Origin of the sequence: Klebsiella sp. MBT K-1 (assembly GCF_002556465.1) — a bacterium.
GTDB lineage: Bacteria > Pseudomonadota > Gammaproteobacteria > Enterobacterales > Enterobacteriaceae > Klebsiella > Klebsiella grimontii.
In genome coordinates, this window is record NZ_PDEL01000013.1 from 32,165 (window position 1) to 48,142 (window position 15,978).

General features: G+C 60.2%; 11 protein-coding genes. 6 read left to right on the forward strand and 5 right to left on the reverse strand.

Annotated elements, in window-relative coordinates; genetic code table 11:
* Window positions 1-2 precede the first annotated feature (2 nt).
* The 5 genes from pduT (at window position 3) to CMQ96_RS19555 (ending at window position 3,533) form a co-directional block, all read left to right on the forward strand.
* Entirely contained in the window at window positions 3-569 is a 567-nt protein-coding gene (pduT, locus tag CMQ96_RS19535; protein ID WP_098067193.1) for a propanediol utilization microcompartment protein PduT, read from the forward strand.
* Window positions 569-919 (forward strand): propanediol utilization microcompartment protein PduU, encoded by a 351-nt coding sequence (pduU, locus tag CMQ96_RS19540; RefSeq protein WP_000441103.1) that lies wholly within the window; start codon window positions 569-571, stop codon window positions 917-919. The genes pduT and pduU overlap by 1 nt, the downstream gene beginning before the upstream one ends.
* Before the next feature lie 4 nt (window positions 920-923).
* Window positions 924-1,376: a propanediol utilization protein PduV gene (gene pduV, locus CMQ96_RS19545; protein WP_049087291.1), complete on the forward strand. Its 453-nt coding sequence runs from the start codon at window positions 924-926 to the stop codon at window positions 1,374-1,376.
* The gene (locus CMQ96_RS19550) at window positions 1,361-2,575 is read left to right on the forward strand and encodes an acetate/propionate family kinase (protein WP_049087292.1); all 1,215 of its coding nucleotides are present in this window, start codon (window positions 1,361-1,363) and stop codon (window positions 2,573-2,575) included. Before pduV ends, CMQ96_RS19550 begins: the two co-directional genes overlap by 16 nt.
* A gap of 91 nt (window positions 2,576-2,666) precedes the next feature.
* Entirely contained in the window at window positions 2,667-3,533 is an 867-nt protein-coding gene (locus CMQ96_RS19555; protein ID WP_004133635.1) for an L-threonine kinase, read from the forward strand.
* Between the two features lie 148 nt (window positions 3,534-3,681).
* Here CMQ96_RS19555 and cobD read toward each other — a convergent pair whose 3' ends face one another.
* Window positions 3,682-4,761: a threonine-phosphate decarboxylase CobD gene (gene cobD, locus CMQ96_RS19560; protein ID WP_049087293.1), complete on the reverse strand. Its 1,080-nt coding sequence runs from the start codon at window positions 4,759-4,761 to the stop codon at window positions 3,682-3,684.
* 17 nt (window positions 4,762-4,778) lie between these two features.
* Window positions 4,779-6,032 carry an N-acetylmuramoyl-L-alanine amidase AmiC gene (gene amiC, locus CMQ96_RS19565; RefSeq protein WP_004124560.1) on the reverse strand — a complete coding sequence of 418 codons (1,254 nt, stop codon included), beginning with the start codon at window positions 6,030-6,032 and terminating at the stop codon, window positions 4,779-4,781.
* A gap of 227 nt (window positions 6,033-6,259) precedes the next feature.
* Between amiC and argA the strand changes: the two genes are divergently transcribed.
* Entirely contained in the window at window positions 6,260-7,591 is a 1,332-nt protein-coding gene (argA, locus tag CMQ96_RS19570) for an amino-acid N-acetyltransferase (protein ID WP_004105227.1), read from the forward strand.
* Window positions 7,592-7,631: 40 nt separating this feature from the next.
* On the opposite strand, the gene recD is transcribed toward argA, so the two are convergent.
* From recD to ptrA, 3 genes are read right to left on the reverse strand one after another with little or no spacing between them, the layout of a single operon-like run.
* Window positions 7,632-9,467, reverse strand: coding sequence for an exodeoxyribonuclease V subunit alpha (gene recD, locus CMQ96_RS19575; RefSeq protein ID WP_098067194.1), 1,836 nt, complete (start codon window positions 9,465-9,467; stop codon window positions 7,632-7,634).
* A complete protein-coding gene (gene recB, locus CMQ96_RS19580) occupies window positions 9,464-13,009 on the reverse strand; it encodes an exodeoxyribonuclease V subunit beta (RefSeq protein WP_098067195.1) in 3,546 nt (1,181 codons plus the stop codon). The genes recD and recB overlap by 4 nt, the downstream gene beginning before the upstream one ends.
* Entirely contained in the window at window positions 13,006-15,891 is a 2,886-nt protein-coding gene (ptrA, locus tag CMQ96_RS19585; protein WP_098067196.1) for a pitrilysin, read from the reverse strand. The genes recB and ptrA overlap by 4 nt, the downstream gene beginning before the upstream one ends.
* Between the last annotated feature and the right edge of the window lie 87 nt (window positions 15,892-15,978).

Genomic DNA, 15,978 nt, shown 5'->3' on the forward strand with positions numbered 1-15,978 from the left:
CCATGTCTCAGGCTATAGGAATTTTAGAACTCACCAGCATTGCCAAAGGAATGGAGCTCGGCGATGCGATGCTGAAAAGCGCCAACGTCAATCTGCTGGTCAGCAAGACTATCTGTCCGGGTAAGTTTTTGCTGATGCTCGGCGGGGATATCGGCGCTATCCAACAGGCCATTGAAACCGGCGCGTCGCAGGCCGGCGAAATGCTCGTCGACAGCCTGGTGCTGGCGAATATTCACCCCAGCGTACTGCCGGCCATCAGCGGCCTGAACAGCGTGGACAAGCGCCAGGCGGTCGGCATCGTTGAAACCTGGAGCGTTGCGGCCTGCATCAGCGCCGCCGATCGGGCGGTAAAAGGCTCAAACGTCACCCTGGTGCGGGTGCATATGGCCTTCGGCATCGGCGGTAAATGCTACATGGTGGTGGCGGGCGACGTTTCCGACGTCAATAACGCGGTTACGGTTGCCAGCGAAAGCGCAGGCGAAAGCGCAGGCGAAAAAGGGCTGCTGGTTTATCGTTCGGTGATCCCGCGCCCGCATGAAGCGATGTGGCGACAGATGGTGGAGGGATAATGGAAAGACAGCCGACAACGGATCGCATGATTCAGGAGTACGTGCCGGGGAAACAGGTCACCCTCGCGCACCTGATTGCCAATCCAGGGAAAGATCTCTTTAAGAAGCTCGGTCTGCAGGATGCGGTTTCCGCCATTGGCATCCTCACCATTACACCCAGCGAGGCGTCGATTATCGCCTGCGATATCGCCACCAAATCCGGCGCGGTGGAGATCGGTTTTCTCGACCGTTTTACCGGCGCCGTGGTGCTGACCGGCGACGTTTCCGCCGTGGAATATGCCCTCAAGCAGGTGACGCGCACCCTGGGCGAGATGATGCAGTTTACTACCTGCTCAATAACCCGGACGTAGCGCGATGAAGCGTCTGATGTTTATCGGCCCGAGTCAGTGCGGCAAGACCTCGCTAACCCAGAGCCTGCGCGGCGAAGCGCTCCATTATAAGAAAACCCAGGCCATTGAATGGTCGCCGATGGCCATCGATACGCCGGGGGAATATCTGGAGAACCGCTGCCTGTATAGCGCCCTGCTGACCAGCGCCTGCGAGGCTGACGTTATCGCGCTGGTACTGAATGCCGACGCCCAGTGGTCGCCGTTTTCTCCGGGGTTTACCGCCCCGATGAATCGCCCGACGATTGGCCTGGTCACCAAAGCCGACCTCGCCGACCCTCAGCGGATATCGCTCATCGCGGAGTGGCTTACGCAGGCAGGCGCCGGGCAGATTTTTGTTACCAGCGCGTTGAACAATTCGGGTCTCGACGCGGTGCTGGATTTTCTGAATTCGAAGGAACCCTTATGTCTTACAAAATAATGGCCATTAACGCCGGCAGCTCATCGTTAAAATTCCAGCTGCTGGAGATGCCGCAGGGCGAGACGCTCTGCCAGGGATTGATTGAACGTATCGGCATGGCAAACGCTCAGGTGACCCTCAAAACGCCGGCGCAGAAATGGCAGGAGTCGGCGCCGATCGCCGATCATCGCGAAGCCGTCACGCTGCTGCTGGAAAAGCTCCTCGGCTACAGCATTATCGAGAGTTTGCAGGATATTGACGGCGTTGGCCACCGCGTGGCGCACGGCGGCGAGCGCTTTAAAGATTCGACGCCGGTAACCGATGAAAGCTTAGCGGAAATCGAGCGTCTGGCCGAACTGGCTCCGCTGCATAACCCGGTTAACGCCCTGGGAATCAAAGTTTTCCGCCAGCTGCTGCCCGATACGCCATCGGTAGCGGTGTTTGATACCGCTTTTCACCAGACGCTGGATGAGCGCGCGTTTATCTATCCGCTGCCGTGGCGCTACTACAGCGAGCTGGGCATTCGCCGCTACGGCTTCCACGGCACCAGCCATAAGTACGTCAGCGCGACGCTGGCGGAAAAGCTGGGCGTGCCGCTGAGCGCCCTGCGCGTGGTGTGCTGCCATCTCGGCAACGGCAGCAGCGTTTGCGCAATCAAAGGCGGGCGTTCGGTGAATACCTCAATGGGCTTTACGCCGCAGTCCGGGGTGATGATGGGCACCCGCAGCGGCGATATCGATCCGTCGATTTTACCGTGGCTGGCGCTGCATGAGGGGCAAACGCCGGAGCAGCTGAATCAGCTGCTGAATAACGAATCCGGCCTGTTGGGGGTTTCCGGCGTCTCGCACGATTATCGCGATGTCGAACAGGCGGCGGACGGCGGTAATCGTCGGGCGGCGCTGGCGCTGGCGCTGTTTGCCGAGCGCATTCGCGCTACCATCGGCAGCTATATCATGCAGATGGGCGGAATTGATGCGCTAATTTTTACCGGCGGCATCGGCGAAAACTCGGCCCGCGCCAGGAGCGCCATCTGCCATAACCTGAATTTCCTCGGGCTGTCGGTCGATGAAGAGAAAAACCAGCACAACGCCACCTTTATCCAGGCCGAGCATGCGCTGGTCAAAGTGGCGGTCATTAATACTAATGAAGAGCTGATGATTGCCCGCGACGTGATGCGCCTCGCGCTGCCCGCGGCGGAAACCTTAACCGTTTCAGCCTGATTTCGCCGCCCGGCAAGTTGCGGTGAATCATGGTAATAGCGGGATCGGCATGACACTATGCGCCCTGGAAACCTGAGCAATAGGTGAATATGTGGCCGTAGCGCAATGCCCCGCCTCCTGTGGGGAACTCATCCAGGGCTGGATCCTCGGCAGCGAGAAGCTGGTCTCCTGCCCCGTTGACTGGTACAGCACCGTCGAGGTGGACTACGGTTCGCCTCGCGCAGATGAACGCCCGCTGTCGCGGGCGATGGTCGACCGGCTGCTGGGCTACTGGCGCTATCCGGCGGAGCTAGGCAAAGAGATTCGGATCGATATTTGCTCCACGATTCCGGTCGCCAAAGGGATGGCCAGCAGCACCGCGGATATCGCCGCGACGGCGGTGGCCACCGCGCATCATCTCGGCCATCCGCTGGATGAAACCACCCTCGCCCGGCTCTGCGTTTCCCTGGAGCCCACCGACAGCACCCTGTTCCGCCAGTTGACGCTATTCGATCACAATACCGCCGCCACGCAAATTACCTGCGGCTGCCAGCCTCAGCTCGATCTGCTGGTGCTGGAAAGCCCCGCCACGCTGCTGACCACCGATTACCACCGCCTTCCCCGTCTTGAAAAGCTGCACGCCCATTCCGCCGCGCTGCATCAGGCCTGGGAGAAAGTTCAGCAGGCCTGTCAGACCAATGACCCCCGACGGATGGGCGAGGCGGCGACGCTTAGCGCCATCGCCAGCCAGCATCTGCTGCCGAAGCCGGGGTTTGATACGCTGCGGGCGCTGGTGGAAGAGTGCGATTTATACGGCATTAACGTGGCGCACAGCGGCAGCGTGGTCGGCCTGATGCTCGACCGCCAGCGTCACGATATTGAGTATTTGCAGCGGCGGCTGCAGGAAACGAGGCTTAGCGAGCTCTGGCCCCGGCAGCATCTGCTGCGCATGGTGCAGGGCGGCGTCGAACTGCGCTAACTCTGCCGCAGCCATACCTCCCCGGAGGCGATGCTTGCGCATCTGTCCGGGCTACCGGTCCGCAGACGACGGTGAACCCGTAGCCCGGTCAGCGCAGCGCTACCGGGAAGAACTGCAGACGAACAATGGCGGCAGACGCTCGGAACATCTACCCGTTAAAAACCCGCCTGAAAGCCGTCAGCAGCTGCGTATTCTCCTGCTGGCTGCGGATCGCGACGCGGAAGTAGCGCCCGTCAAGCCCCGGGTAGTTGGCGCAGCTGCGGATCAGGATGCGCTGTTGCAGCATTGCGTATTGCAGATCCAGATCCGGCACCTCGCAGCGCAGAAACAGATAATTTGCCTGCCCGGGATAGACCGTCAGACCGGGAACGTGGCGCAGCTGATGGTAAAAGCGCTGCCCCTCTTCCGCCAGCCACCGCCAGGTTTTCTGCTGATAGACGCTATCCTGGAGAATGATTTCCCCCGCCAGCGCGGCAAAGGCGTTGATTGACCACGGCATCTGGCGCTCGCGCATTCGCGCTACCGCCCGCGCATCGCCATTGACCAGATACCCAAGGCGCAGACCGGGAATAGCATAAAACTTAGTCAGCGAACGCAGCACCCACACGTGCGGATTGTGGCTCAGTAGCGGAATAAATCCTGTCTCATCGGGGATAAAATCGATAAACGCTTCATCGAGAATCAGGGCGATTCCCAGCGACTTACAGCGTTCAGCAATCAGTTCCAGCAGACGGCGCTCGGGCAGCAGACCGGTTGGGTTGTTCGGGGTGCAGAGAAACAAACAGTCCAGATCCGGCGTCAGAGCGTCGAGAATCGTCCCGGTGAGCTGCCAGCCATCCTCTTCACGTAGCAGAAACTCCCGCACCGTGCAGTCCACCGACTGCAGCGCCCGGCGGTATTCGGCAAAGCCGGGGGTGACGATCATCGCCTGGCGCGGCTTCAGGCCCTGAACCAGCGTAAAGATCGCTTCGGTTTCGCCGTTTCCGGCGAGGATCCACGAGGCGGGGATGTGATGGTGTTCCGCCAGCGCGAGGTGCAGCTGCTGATACTCAACGTCAGGATAGCGTTCGGCGCAGGCCATATTGTCGATGATGGCGCGCTTTAAGCTTTCCGGCATCCCCAGCGGATTGATATTGGCGCTAAAATCCAGCAGCTGTTCCGCACAGATGCCCAATAGCGCGGCGGCCTCGCGGATATTGCCGCCGTGGGCGCTCTTCAGTAGAGCCATGTACCTTTCCTGTTGCGTTACCCTCGCCTTGCCAGCGTCGCGCCGTCGGCGAAGTAGGCTTTAATCCCTGCCAGAATCGACTCTGCTACTTCCTGCTGGAATTTCGCCGTTTTCAATTTACGCTCTTCTTCGACATTACTGATAAACGCGGTTTCCACCAGAATCGATGGAATATCCGGCGCCTTCAGCACCGCGAAGCCCGCCTGCTCAACCCGATTCTTGTGCAGGTTATTAATGTTGCCCATCTTTTCCAGCACCGCCTTGCCGAACTTCAGGCTGTCGGCGATGGTCAGCGACTGCACCATGTCGAACATTGTGTGGTCGACGTAGCGGTCGCCGCTTTTGCTGACGCCGCCGATCAGATCCGAGGCGTTCTGGGTCTGCGCCAGATACTTAGCCGCGGTACTGGTGGCCCCTTTGGTTGACAGGGCAAACACCGACGATCCGCTGGGCTGACGGCTGGTAAAGGCATCGGCGTGAATAGAGACAAACAGGTCGGCGCGCTGCTTCTGCGCCTTGGCGACGCGCACCTTCAACGGGATAAAGACGTCCTCGTTGCGGGTCATATAGACCTTCATATTACCCTCTTTCTCGATCAGCGCGCGCAGCCGTCGGGCAATCTGCAGCACCACGTCTTTCTCGCGGGTGCGGTATTTCCCCACCGCGCCGGAGTCTTCGCCGCCGTGGCCGGGATCGAGCATGATAACAATGGGCCGATCGCGCCCGGCTTTACCCGGTTTCGGCCCGCTCTCCGCCGGCGGAACCTGCCGCTGAAGATCGCCTTTGTTGTAATCTTCAAGCAGCGCCAGCAGCGGATCCTGCACGTCGGTGGCGTTAGCGGGATAGAGGTCCATAACCAGACGCTCTTTAAACCCGGCGACCGGAGCCAGCGCGAACAGCTGCGGTTTCACGTTCTGTTTTAGCTCAAACACCATGCGTACGGTTTGCGGATCGAACTGCCCCACGCGGGCGGATTGAATATAGGGGTCGTCGCCGCGAATCTGCCCCCCCATGCCTTTAAGTACGGAATTGAGATTAACCCCTTCCAGATCCACCACCAGACGTTCAGGATTGCTGAGCGCAAACTGCCGATATTTCAGGATATGGTTGGACTCCACGGTCACGCGGGTGTAGGTCGACGATGGCCAGACGCGTACGGCAACCACCTGCGCCGCGGCAGCCAGGCCAACCGGGCTCACACTCATTAACCACATAGCGCCCGCCCCTTGTAAAAAACGGCGGCGGCTTAATCCTGACTTGTATCCCGACATGCCACTCCCAAGCAGTAAGAAATCATTCGTATTGAAAACAAACAGATTGACCGGAAACTTTAACGAAAGGCGTATAACCTGTCATCAATAAAAGGGTAAACAATCTTTGACACCCTGATTTGGCTCACACCTTTTTCCTGGCTCCGCCCAAAATTGGGGCTTGCGTTTGCCGGTAAAACAGAATAAAAATACAGTAATTACGAATAATCATGCATTGAGGTTGTGTCATGGTGAAGGAACGTCGCACCGAACTGGTAGAGGGATTCCGCCATTCTGTCCCCTATATTAACGCCCATCGGGGTAAAACGTTTGTCATCATGCTGGGCGGAGAAGCCATTGAGCATGATAATTTCTCTAGTATTGTCAACGACATTGGTCTTCTTCACAGTCTGGGCATTCGCCTGGTGGTGGTCTATGGCGCTCGTCCGCAGATTGACGCCAACCTGGCGGAGCATCGCCATGAGCCGGTTTATCACAAACAAACCCGAGTGACTGACGCCAAAACGCTTGAGCTGGTTAAGCAGGCGGCGGGTATGCTGCAGCTGGAAATTACCGCGCGCCTGTCGATGAGCCTCAACAATACGCCGCTGCAGGGCGCCCACATCAACGTGGTCAGCGGCAATTTCATTATCGCGCAGCCGTTAGGCGTGGATGACGGCGTGGATTACTGCCACAGCGGGCGCATTCGCCGCATTGATGAAGAAGCTATTCACCGCCAGCTGGATAACGGCGCGATCGTGCTGATGGGCCCGGTTGCGGTGTCGGTCACCGGCGAAAGCTTTAACCTGACCTCCGAAGAGATTGCCACCCAGCTGGCGATTAAGCTGAAAGCCGAAAAAATGATTGGCTTCTGCTCATCGCAGGGCGTTTACAACCAGGATGGCGAGATCGTCCCAGAGCTGTTCCCCAACGAAGCCCAGGCGCGGGTTGAAGAGATGGAAGCGGACGAAGACTACAGCTCCGGCACCGTGCGCTTCCTGCGCGGCGCGGTAAAAGCCTGCCGCAGCGGCGTGCGTCGCTGCCACCTGATCAGCTACCAGGAAAACGGCACCCTGCTGCAGGAGTTATTCTCACGCGACGGTATCGGCACCCAGATAGTGATGGAGAGCGCCGAGCAGATCCGCCGCGCCACCATTAACGATATCGGCGGCATCCTCGAGCTGATTAGCCCGCTGGAACAGCAGGGCATTCTGGTGCGGCGCTCGCGCGAGCAGCTGGAGATGGAAATCGATAAATTCACCATTATTCAGCGCGACAACACCACTATCGCCTGCGCCGCGCTCTATCCTTTCCCGGAAGAGAAGATCGGCGAAATGGCCTGCGTGGCGGTGCATCCGGATTACCGCAGCTCATCGCGCGGCGAAGTGCTGCTCGAGCGTATTGCCGCGCAGGCGAAGCAAATGGGCCTCAGCAAGCTGTTTGTGCTCACGACCCGCAGCATTCACTGGTTCCAGGAGCGCGGATTTACGCCGGTCGACGTCGACCTGCTGCCGGAAAGCAAAAAAGAGATGTACAACTATCAGCGCCGCTCCAAGGTGCTGATGGCCGACCTGGCCTGATTCTCTCCCCCGGAAAGCGCACGGCTGACCGGGGATAACATCACCGGGCGGAAAAGATATCCGCCAGGCCGCTGCGCCGTTCGGTACGTGCGACAACTGCCTGGGTCAGCACCTGCTCATCGGCATAGATCGACAGCTGCCGTTTGGCACGCGTAATAGCGGTATAAACCAGCTCGCGGGTCACCAGCGGCACGCTGCGCAATGGCAGAATCAGCGCCGCGTGATCGAACTCCGACCCCTGCGATTTATGCACCGTCATCGCCCAGGCGGTATCGTGCTCCGGCAGACGGCTTGGCTGTACCGACTTGATGCTGCCATCGGGCATCGGGAACCAAACGCGCAGGCCATCGTCTCTTTCCAGCGCGATACCGATATCGCCGTTAAACAGCCCCAGCGCGCTGTCGTTGCGGGAAATCATCACCGGACGGCCTTCATACCAGCGCGAATGGCGCGGCAGAGCAATCGCCCGCTTGCGGTTCAGCATCTGCTCCAGCTGTTCGTTCACGCCGCTGACGCCATAAGGGCCATCGCGCAGCGCGCACAGTAGCTGAAACTCGCTAAAGGCGGCAATCAGCTCTGCGGGCTCGGCCCGTTCACGCAGCAGCTGCAGAAAACGGCCGTAGCCCGCCTGCGCCTGAACGAGCATCGCTTCATACTCCTCGGTGGAGCTCAGCGGATGCAGGACGATATCGTCGAACGACTGACGCAGCGTCTCCCTGACCGCGCGGCGTTCACCGCTGTTCACCGCCCAGGCCAGATGGCCGATACCGGAGTGGCGGCCAAAACGGTAGCTTTTTTGCAGCAGGCACAGGCTGTCGCGCAGGGCGCCGGCAATCTCGCTTTCGCCTGCCGGCACCGGCTGACCGGTCAAGCGGCCAAGCTGCGCCGCCCGCGCCGGGGTGAACCCTGCATTAACCCACGCGCAAATATCTCCCAGCACCGCGCCGGCCTCTACCGAAGCCAGCTGATCGCGGTCGCCAAGGAAAATCACCCGCCCGTGTTCAGGCAGCGCGTCGATCAGACGCGACATCATCGGCAGGTCGATCATTGAAGCTTCATCCACCACCAGCACGTCAAGATGCAGCGGGTTCCCGGCATGATAGCGCATCCGCTGGCTCCCCGGCTGCGCGCCCAACAGGCGATGGAGGGTACTGGCTTCGGTCGGCACCAGCGCCTTTTGTTCGTCGGTAAGAGGGAGGCGGCGCAGCGCCGCGCCGAGGGATTCGGTCAGGCGCGCGGCGGCTTTACCGGTCGGCGCCGCCAGACGAATACGGCAGCGCGGGCTGGCGTTGGTTTGAATCAGCGCCGCCAGCAGTTTGGCGACGGTGGTGGTTTTACCGGTCCCGGGGCCGCCGGAGATCACCGAAATCCGTCGGGTCAGGGCAACCGCGGCAGCGACCTTTTGCCAGTCGATTTCATCCCCTGGCGGAAACAGCGCGTCGAGCGTCGAGGCCAGCCGGGCTTCATCTACCTCCAGCACCTGATTGGCTTCGTTAAAGAAGCGCGCGACGGTTAATTCGTTGCGCCACATGCGGTTGAGATAGAGCCGTTCGCCGCAGAGGATCATCGGCGTCGGCCGCTCACCGCGGCTCACCGCTTCCGAATCGAGCAGCAGCGGCAACCAGCTCTCCGCAGCGCCGGTTAGTTCAAGGATTTGCTCGCTCAGAGCCGTTGTCTTTGCGCTCAGGAGCTCATCGTCGGCAAGACGTGAAATCGGCAGGCAGACGTGCCCCTCTCCGGCATCGCGGCTGAGAATGGCGGCGGTCAGCTTCACCGCCGGGTGCGCCTCCTGCGCCACCATGAGCGCAAACTGAACGTCCAGCGGGCGCAGCAGGCGCTGCTCAACCGCCTGCAGCAACAGTTCATCCATGGTCATAGCACAACCTCCTGGGTTTCCCCGGCAAACAGCGCATCGAGGCCGTTAATCAGCGGCAGCGCCGGTCGGGTGGTGAAGATCCCCTGCCCGCCGTCCTGCCCGTCCATGCCGCGCAAAAAGAGATAAATAACGCCGCCGAAATGGCGTTCGTAATCATAATCGGCAATACGGTGGCGTAAATAGCGGTGCAGCGCCAGGCTATAGAGCTGATACTGCAAATCGTAACGATGCGAACGCATTGCCTGCCTCATCGCTTCCTGGGTATAGGCCTCGCGGTTTTCCCCAAGCCAGTTGGATTTGTAATCCAGCAGGTAGTAGCGGCCGTTGTGGCGAAACACCAGGTCGATAAAGCCTTTCAGCATACCGCGCACCTGGCGAAAATCGAGCGTGGGGGTATCGACGGAGAGCGGATCGTACTGCCGAATCAGCGCATCCAGACGCAGGGGATCCAGCGGCTGTTCGATGGGCAGATAAAACGCCATCTCCACCTGTTTATCACGCGCGCTAAGCTGATTGAGGGCGATCTCCGCGCCAGGCAGAGGGGTTCGCAGCACGCCGTCGAGCCATGCGGTCAACACCGGCGTCCACTTTTCCTCGAAGCCGCTCAACTGGAGTTTTTCCGCCATCCAGTCGGCGGGAACCGGCTGGGTAAAATCGAGATCTTCGAACAAACTGTGCAGAAACGTCCCCGGCGACGCGCCGCGCGGGAACTGGTGCGGCGTAAGCTGCGGCTCCTCCACGACCTCACCGACGCCGGCGGCATCGACGTCCAGTCGCGGCAGAAGATCCTGCGCCGCGCTGTGTCCATTCTGCTGCAGGCCGGAGTAACTGGTGACCCGCCAGTCATCGGTCACCGACCGCTCGAGCATACGGGCTGAAAGCGGCGGCAGCGCCGCCTGCGGAGCCTGCCACGGCGTCTGCGCCGCCATATCCGGCAGCTGCAGTGCAATGTCCCCGCTGCAGAACGCCTGCAGGCGCGCCATCAGCCCCGCGGCATCCATCGCTTCCCCATCCTGCAGCAGGCGGCCCAGCGCGCTGTGATGAAAATCGCTGGCGCCGGGTTTGTCGCTGCGTCGGGTGCTGAGCGGCGCCACGCCAAGGCTACAGTGCCAGACCGCGCGGGTCAGCGCGACGTAAAGCAGACGTAGGTCTTCGGCCAGACGCTCGGCCTCCGCCAGCGCCATGCTGCCCTCATCCTGGCCCAGGTCAAGAACGGCGGCAAAGGAGCTTCTGTCGTGATAAAACGCCTGATCCTGCTTACGGAACCGCGCGATAAACGGCAGCCAGACCAGCGGATACTCCAGCCCTTTCGATTTATGGATGGTGACGATCTGCACCAGATGCTTGTCGCTTTCCAGCCGCATCTGCTGGCTGGAGGCGTTGCTGTCCGGTTCGGCGATATGCTGCGCCAGCCAGCGCACCAGCGCATGTTCGCTCTCCAGCTGGTTCGCCGCCTCCTGCAGGAGCTCGCTGATATGCAGAATATCGGTCAGGCGTCGCTCGCCGCCGTTGGTCGCCAGCAGATTTTCAGCGATGCGCCGCGCGCTCATCAGCGCGCGCAGCATCGGCATGACGCCCCGCTGCCGCCAGAGTTGCCGGTATCGGCTAAACTCCTCAACCAGCTCATCCCACGCCCGTTCGTCGTGATTGAGATTTTCGATATCCAGCGCGTTAAGACCAAACATCGACGTCGCCAGCGCGCTGCGCAGCGTATTTTCGCGCTCAGGAGCCAGCACCGCCTGTAGCAGCCACAGCAGCTCCTGCGCCTCCGGCGTTTCAAACACGCTATCGCGATTGGAGAGGTACACGGAAGGAATCGACAGCAGTTGGAGGGCATCGCGGATTAAAGACGCTTCCTGGCGATTACGCACCAGCACCGTGATGTCTGAAGCCCGCACCGGCTCGGCTTTTTCACCGCGCCACAGCAGCGCCTTGCCCTGCTGGCCGGCGCTGAGCCAGTCGCGGATTTGCGCCGCGCAGAGCTGAGCCATAAACGTCTGGTAATCCCCCGCGCCCACGGCCTCGCCCGACATCAGCCAGATATTCATCGCCGGTATCGCAGCATCATCGACGGTAAAGCGCAGCCCCTGGTTTTTATCGGCCGACTTCACCGGCATAAACGGGATTTCGCGGAACATAAAGGGGTTATCGCTGAGACTAAACAGGCGATTGACGCTGTCAACCATCCCCGGCGCGGATCGCCAGTTGGTGTCGAGCGTATAATGGGCGGTGACGTCCCCGCGCGCCTTCATATAGGTGAAAATATCCGCGCCGCGGAAGGCATAGATAGCCTGTTTGGGGTCGCCAATCAGCAGCAGCGCGGTGTCCGCCTGACGCCGCCAGATGCGGCGAAAGATGCGGTACTGCTGCGGGTCGGTATCCTGAAATTCGTCGATCATCGCCACCGGAAAGCGCTGGCGAATCGCGCTGGCCAGCGCTTCGCCGCTCTCCCCGCGCAGAGCGTCATCCAGGCGGCTGAGCATATCGTCAAAGCCCAGCTCGCCGCGGCGGCGCTTCTCCCGCGCGACCGCTTCGCGGATTTCAACCATCGCCCTGGCGATCACCAGATCGGTCAAGGTTAACGGTGACGCCAGCAGCGCTTCTACCGCGCTGAACAGCGGGTGTACCGGCGGCGCGCCGTCGGCTTTGGTACGCTCAAGCAAGAAGGCCTGGGAGAACTTTTCCAGCGCATCCGGAAGCTGGTAGCTCAGGGTCTCTTCCTCGGCCCAGGCGGTCACTTTCTCCAGCCATTTCCCCTGATTGCCGCGATTGAATTTGCGCCGGTCGAGGCCCGAGTTTTCCAGCACTGCCTCAACCTCGCCCGCCTGCGCCAGCCACTGCTGCTTCAGCACGTTGATACGCTCGATAATTTGCTGATGGCGTTCGGCCAGCGTTTCATCAGCCGACGGTGGAGATTTAAGCTGCGGCGCTTCCCCCTGCAGCCAGCGGTCGATGGATTTCAGCAGGTCGCGCGGTCCTTTCCACGCTTCGTGGATAACCGCCGCGATTTCGCGCGGCAGCGGGTAGCAGTGGCGACGCCAGAAGTCGGCGCAGGCCTGATAGCGCAGGCGGGATTCGTCTTCAATCAGCTGCTGTTCGAACAGCATGCCGGACTCAAAGGCATTGAGGCTCAGCATTCGCTGGCAGAAGCCGTGAATGGTAAACACCGCAGCTTCGTCCATCTGGCGTTCGGCCAGCAGCAGCGTTTGCGCGGCCTGGGTTTTATCGGCAATTTCCGCCAGCAGCCCGGCGTAAAGCGGGTTGTCGGCGCTGTCGCGCAGGCAGGCGATACGCAGCTCATGGATGTTACTGCGAATACGCCCGCGCAGCTCTTCGGTCGCCGCTTCGGTAAAGGTCACCACCAGCAGCTCTTCCACGCTGACCTGCCGGGGAAAAGCGGATTCACCGCCCAGCCCCAGCAGCAGCCGTAGATAGAGCGCGGCGATGGTAAAGGTTTTTCCGGTGCCCGCAGAGGCTTCTATCAGACGCTCGCCGGTCAGGGGCAAGCGCAGGGGGTCAAGAGGCTCAGCGGTGTCGGTCATTCATTCTCTCGCATCAGGGGTAAGGATTTCTGCAATGCGCTGACGTTCTCCCAGACTTTGCCATCCTGCGGATGCGCGTACTCCGCCTTGCCATTCTGGCTACCGGAAACCTGGGAGAGAATTGCCATGCCCTGCGGATCCACCACCGTCTGATGGAAGAAGTCGGCAAGCTTTTGCGGCGTCAGCAGTTTAATCTGAGCCACTACTTTATCACGTGAATCGAAGCGCATATTACCGCGATCGAAATCTTTGCTCAGCTTCGATGCTTCATCGCCGAGAGTCTGCGGCGCCTCCAGCATCTGGCCAATCACCGCCTGCTGAATCTGCGCAAACTCTTCCAGCTTCATCGCCCGCAGTTTGGCTTCCGCCGTGGGGAAGAAGGCCTGGAAACGCTGCCAGAGGTAAGCCGGCTGCTTATCGTTGCTTTGCAGCAGGAAGCCCATCCCCCACTGGCGGCCAACGTTCATCGAGAAGGCGAAGACCGCGTAGCCCAGCTGTTCTTCCGTACGCAGCTGGTTATAGAACCACGGCTGGACGATTTGCCCGAGAAGCGAGCTGGCGGCGGAGCTGGCGTATTCGTCAACGTTCGGCGGCGCGAAGACGGCGGCCAGCGCGGAATCGGTGCTGTTGCCCGCTTTTTCAAAAATCGCCAGCTGTTTGCGGTCGACCAGCACATCTTTGTTGCGGCACCACTCGTTGCCGTCGGCGCCCAGCTGTTTTTGGATCTGCCGCGCCATGGCGGTGGATTGATCGGCGGTGAGATTACCGATGACCATCAGCTCCGGTCGCCCTTTCGCTTTGAGATTAGCGCGGTACTCCAGCACCTCTTTCAGGGCGATCGACGGCAGCAGCGCCCGCCGCTCTTCACGCTGGAAGTACGGCACCTGCGAAACCATCTGAATCGGCATGATCGCCTGATCGTAGGCTTTGCCTTTATCCGCCGAATCCATCATCTGGGCGTACCAGGATTTGGCCTGCTCCAGCTGTTCTTCGGTTGGCGTATAGCTGAAGTAGCCGTCGAGCAGGGCGTTAAACAGCTCCGGCAGATGCTGGGTATAGCCGTTGGCGTTAACCATCAGGCCGTTATTCGCGCCGGTAGAGAAGCTGATGCCGCCGACCGCCGCCTGGTTGCTGAGCTGGTCGAGCGCGATACCCGCCAGGTAATCATTGAGCGCAAATATCACCTGGCGGCGGGCGCTGTCCATCGCCTGCGGGTTGCGCAGCACCAGCGAGATATCCGCTTTCGGTTCGCTGGCGAAATACTGGCTCGGCGCGTAAATCACCCGCAGCGTCGGTTCATCAACGATCAGCTGCGGATGCGGGTAAGCCTTGTCGCTTTTGATTAAGCTGAAATCATCCGGAATATAGGGGTTCAGCACCGGCAGCTTGAGGTCGATGGCGCTGGACTTCTGCTGCCAGTCGGCAAAGGTCTGCTCGCTGATTTTATCCACCTGATAGGGCGCATTGACAAAGTAGGCGGTCTTGTTATGCGGCTCTTTCGGGCTGATGTACCAGATGCGGGCGTTTTGCGGCGTCATCATCGCCAGGCGGTCTTTTATCGCCTGCGGATCGTAGCGATCGGCAATGTTGACCACGTCCAGGGTATGTTCGACCGGCACGCGGATCATGGTGTCCGCCAGCCATTCGACGTAATCCATATTGCGGTTGATGGACGGGTAGCGGAAGTCGAGCGCCAGCACGTGGGCCAGTTCATCAAAATAGCGTTTATCAATCCCCTGGCTGCACAGCAGATTGAGGTAGCTGAAGATGGCCGCGGTAACTTCATCGCGGTGCGCCAGCCCTTTGTCCGTCAGGGTCGCGGATATAGCCAGCACCCCGCTGTTGCCGTTGACCACCGGGTCGGAGTCTGCGCGAATGCCTTCAACCAGCCCCTGCTTTTGCAGCCAGTCGGAGAGCGTGCCGGGGCTGCGGTTACCGATCATGTAGGTCACCAGCTCATCGGTTTTGCTGCGGAACTTGTCGCTATTGTTATCAATGCGGAATTCCACGCGCAGCACTTTGCGCGGCATCGCCGGGACGTAGTGAATGATGATGCCCTTTTGCGCATCGGTCACCACCGGAACGGTAATCTCCGGTTTGCTGATATCGTGGTTCGGTACGCGACCGTAGGTGGCCGCCGCGATGCTCGCCAGCTCCGGCAAAGGCTTGTTGCTGTAGATCACCGCTTTCATCAGGTTGGCGGAATACCAGCTATCGCGGAAAGCGTGCAGGGCATCAAGCACCGGTTTGCCGGGCTTGTCGCTCAGCGTTTCAAGGTTACCGCCGGAAAACTGCGAGCCGGGGTGCGCCGGGTTGATGGTTTCCGCGCTAACCTGCGCCATCCGCATCCCGTCCCGGGTACGCGCCATCGTGAGCTCGGCGTTGACCGCATTACGCTCGCGGTCGGCATATTTTTTATCCAGCAGCGGCGCGGCGATGGCGTCGGCCAGGCGATCGACCGCGCCGTCGAGGGCATCGTTTTCCACTTCAAGATAGAAGGCGGTGCGATACGGCGCGGTGCTGGCGTTGTGGCTGCCGCCGTGCATTTTGAGAAACTCGGCGAGGCTGTCAGGCTGGGGATACTTTTTCGACCCCATCAGCGTCATATGCTCCAGGAAGTGGGCCAGCCCCTGATGCTCGGCGGGATCCTGCAGCGATCCCACGGGAACGACCAGCGCCGACAGCGATTTTACCGCCTGGGGATCGGAAACCAACAAAACCACCATGCCGTTATCGAGGCGAATCGCCTGATATTGACGGGTATCTTTGTCGCTTTTACGGATGGTTTCCTGGATCGGTTGCCATCCGGTGTCTGCCTGACTTAACGGCGCCCAGAGGGCGGCCAGTAAAACAATAACCTTGAACCATAAACTGCGGGGCATTCACGGACCTCATCATTAACAAACCTGGCGCTGCACAATAGGCAGCCTTTATAAAACATCAGTCCGTGATTCGTTGCGCATCATAAA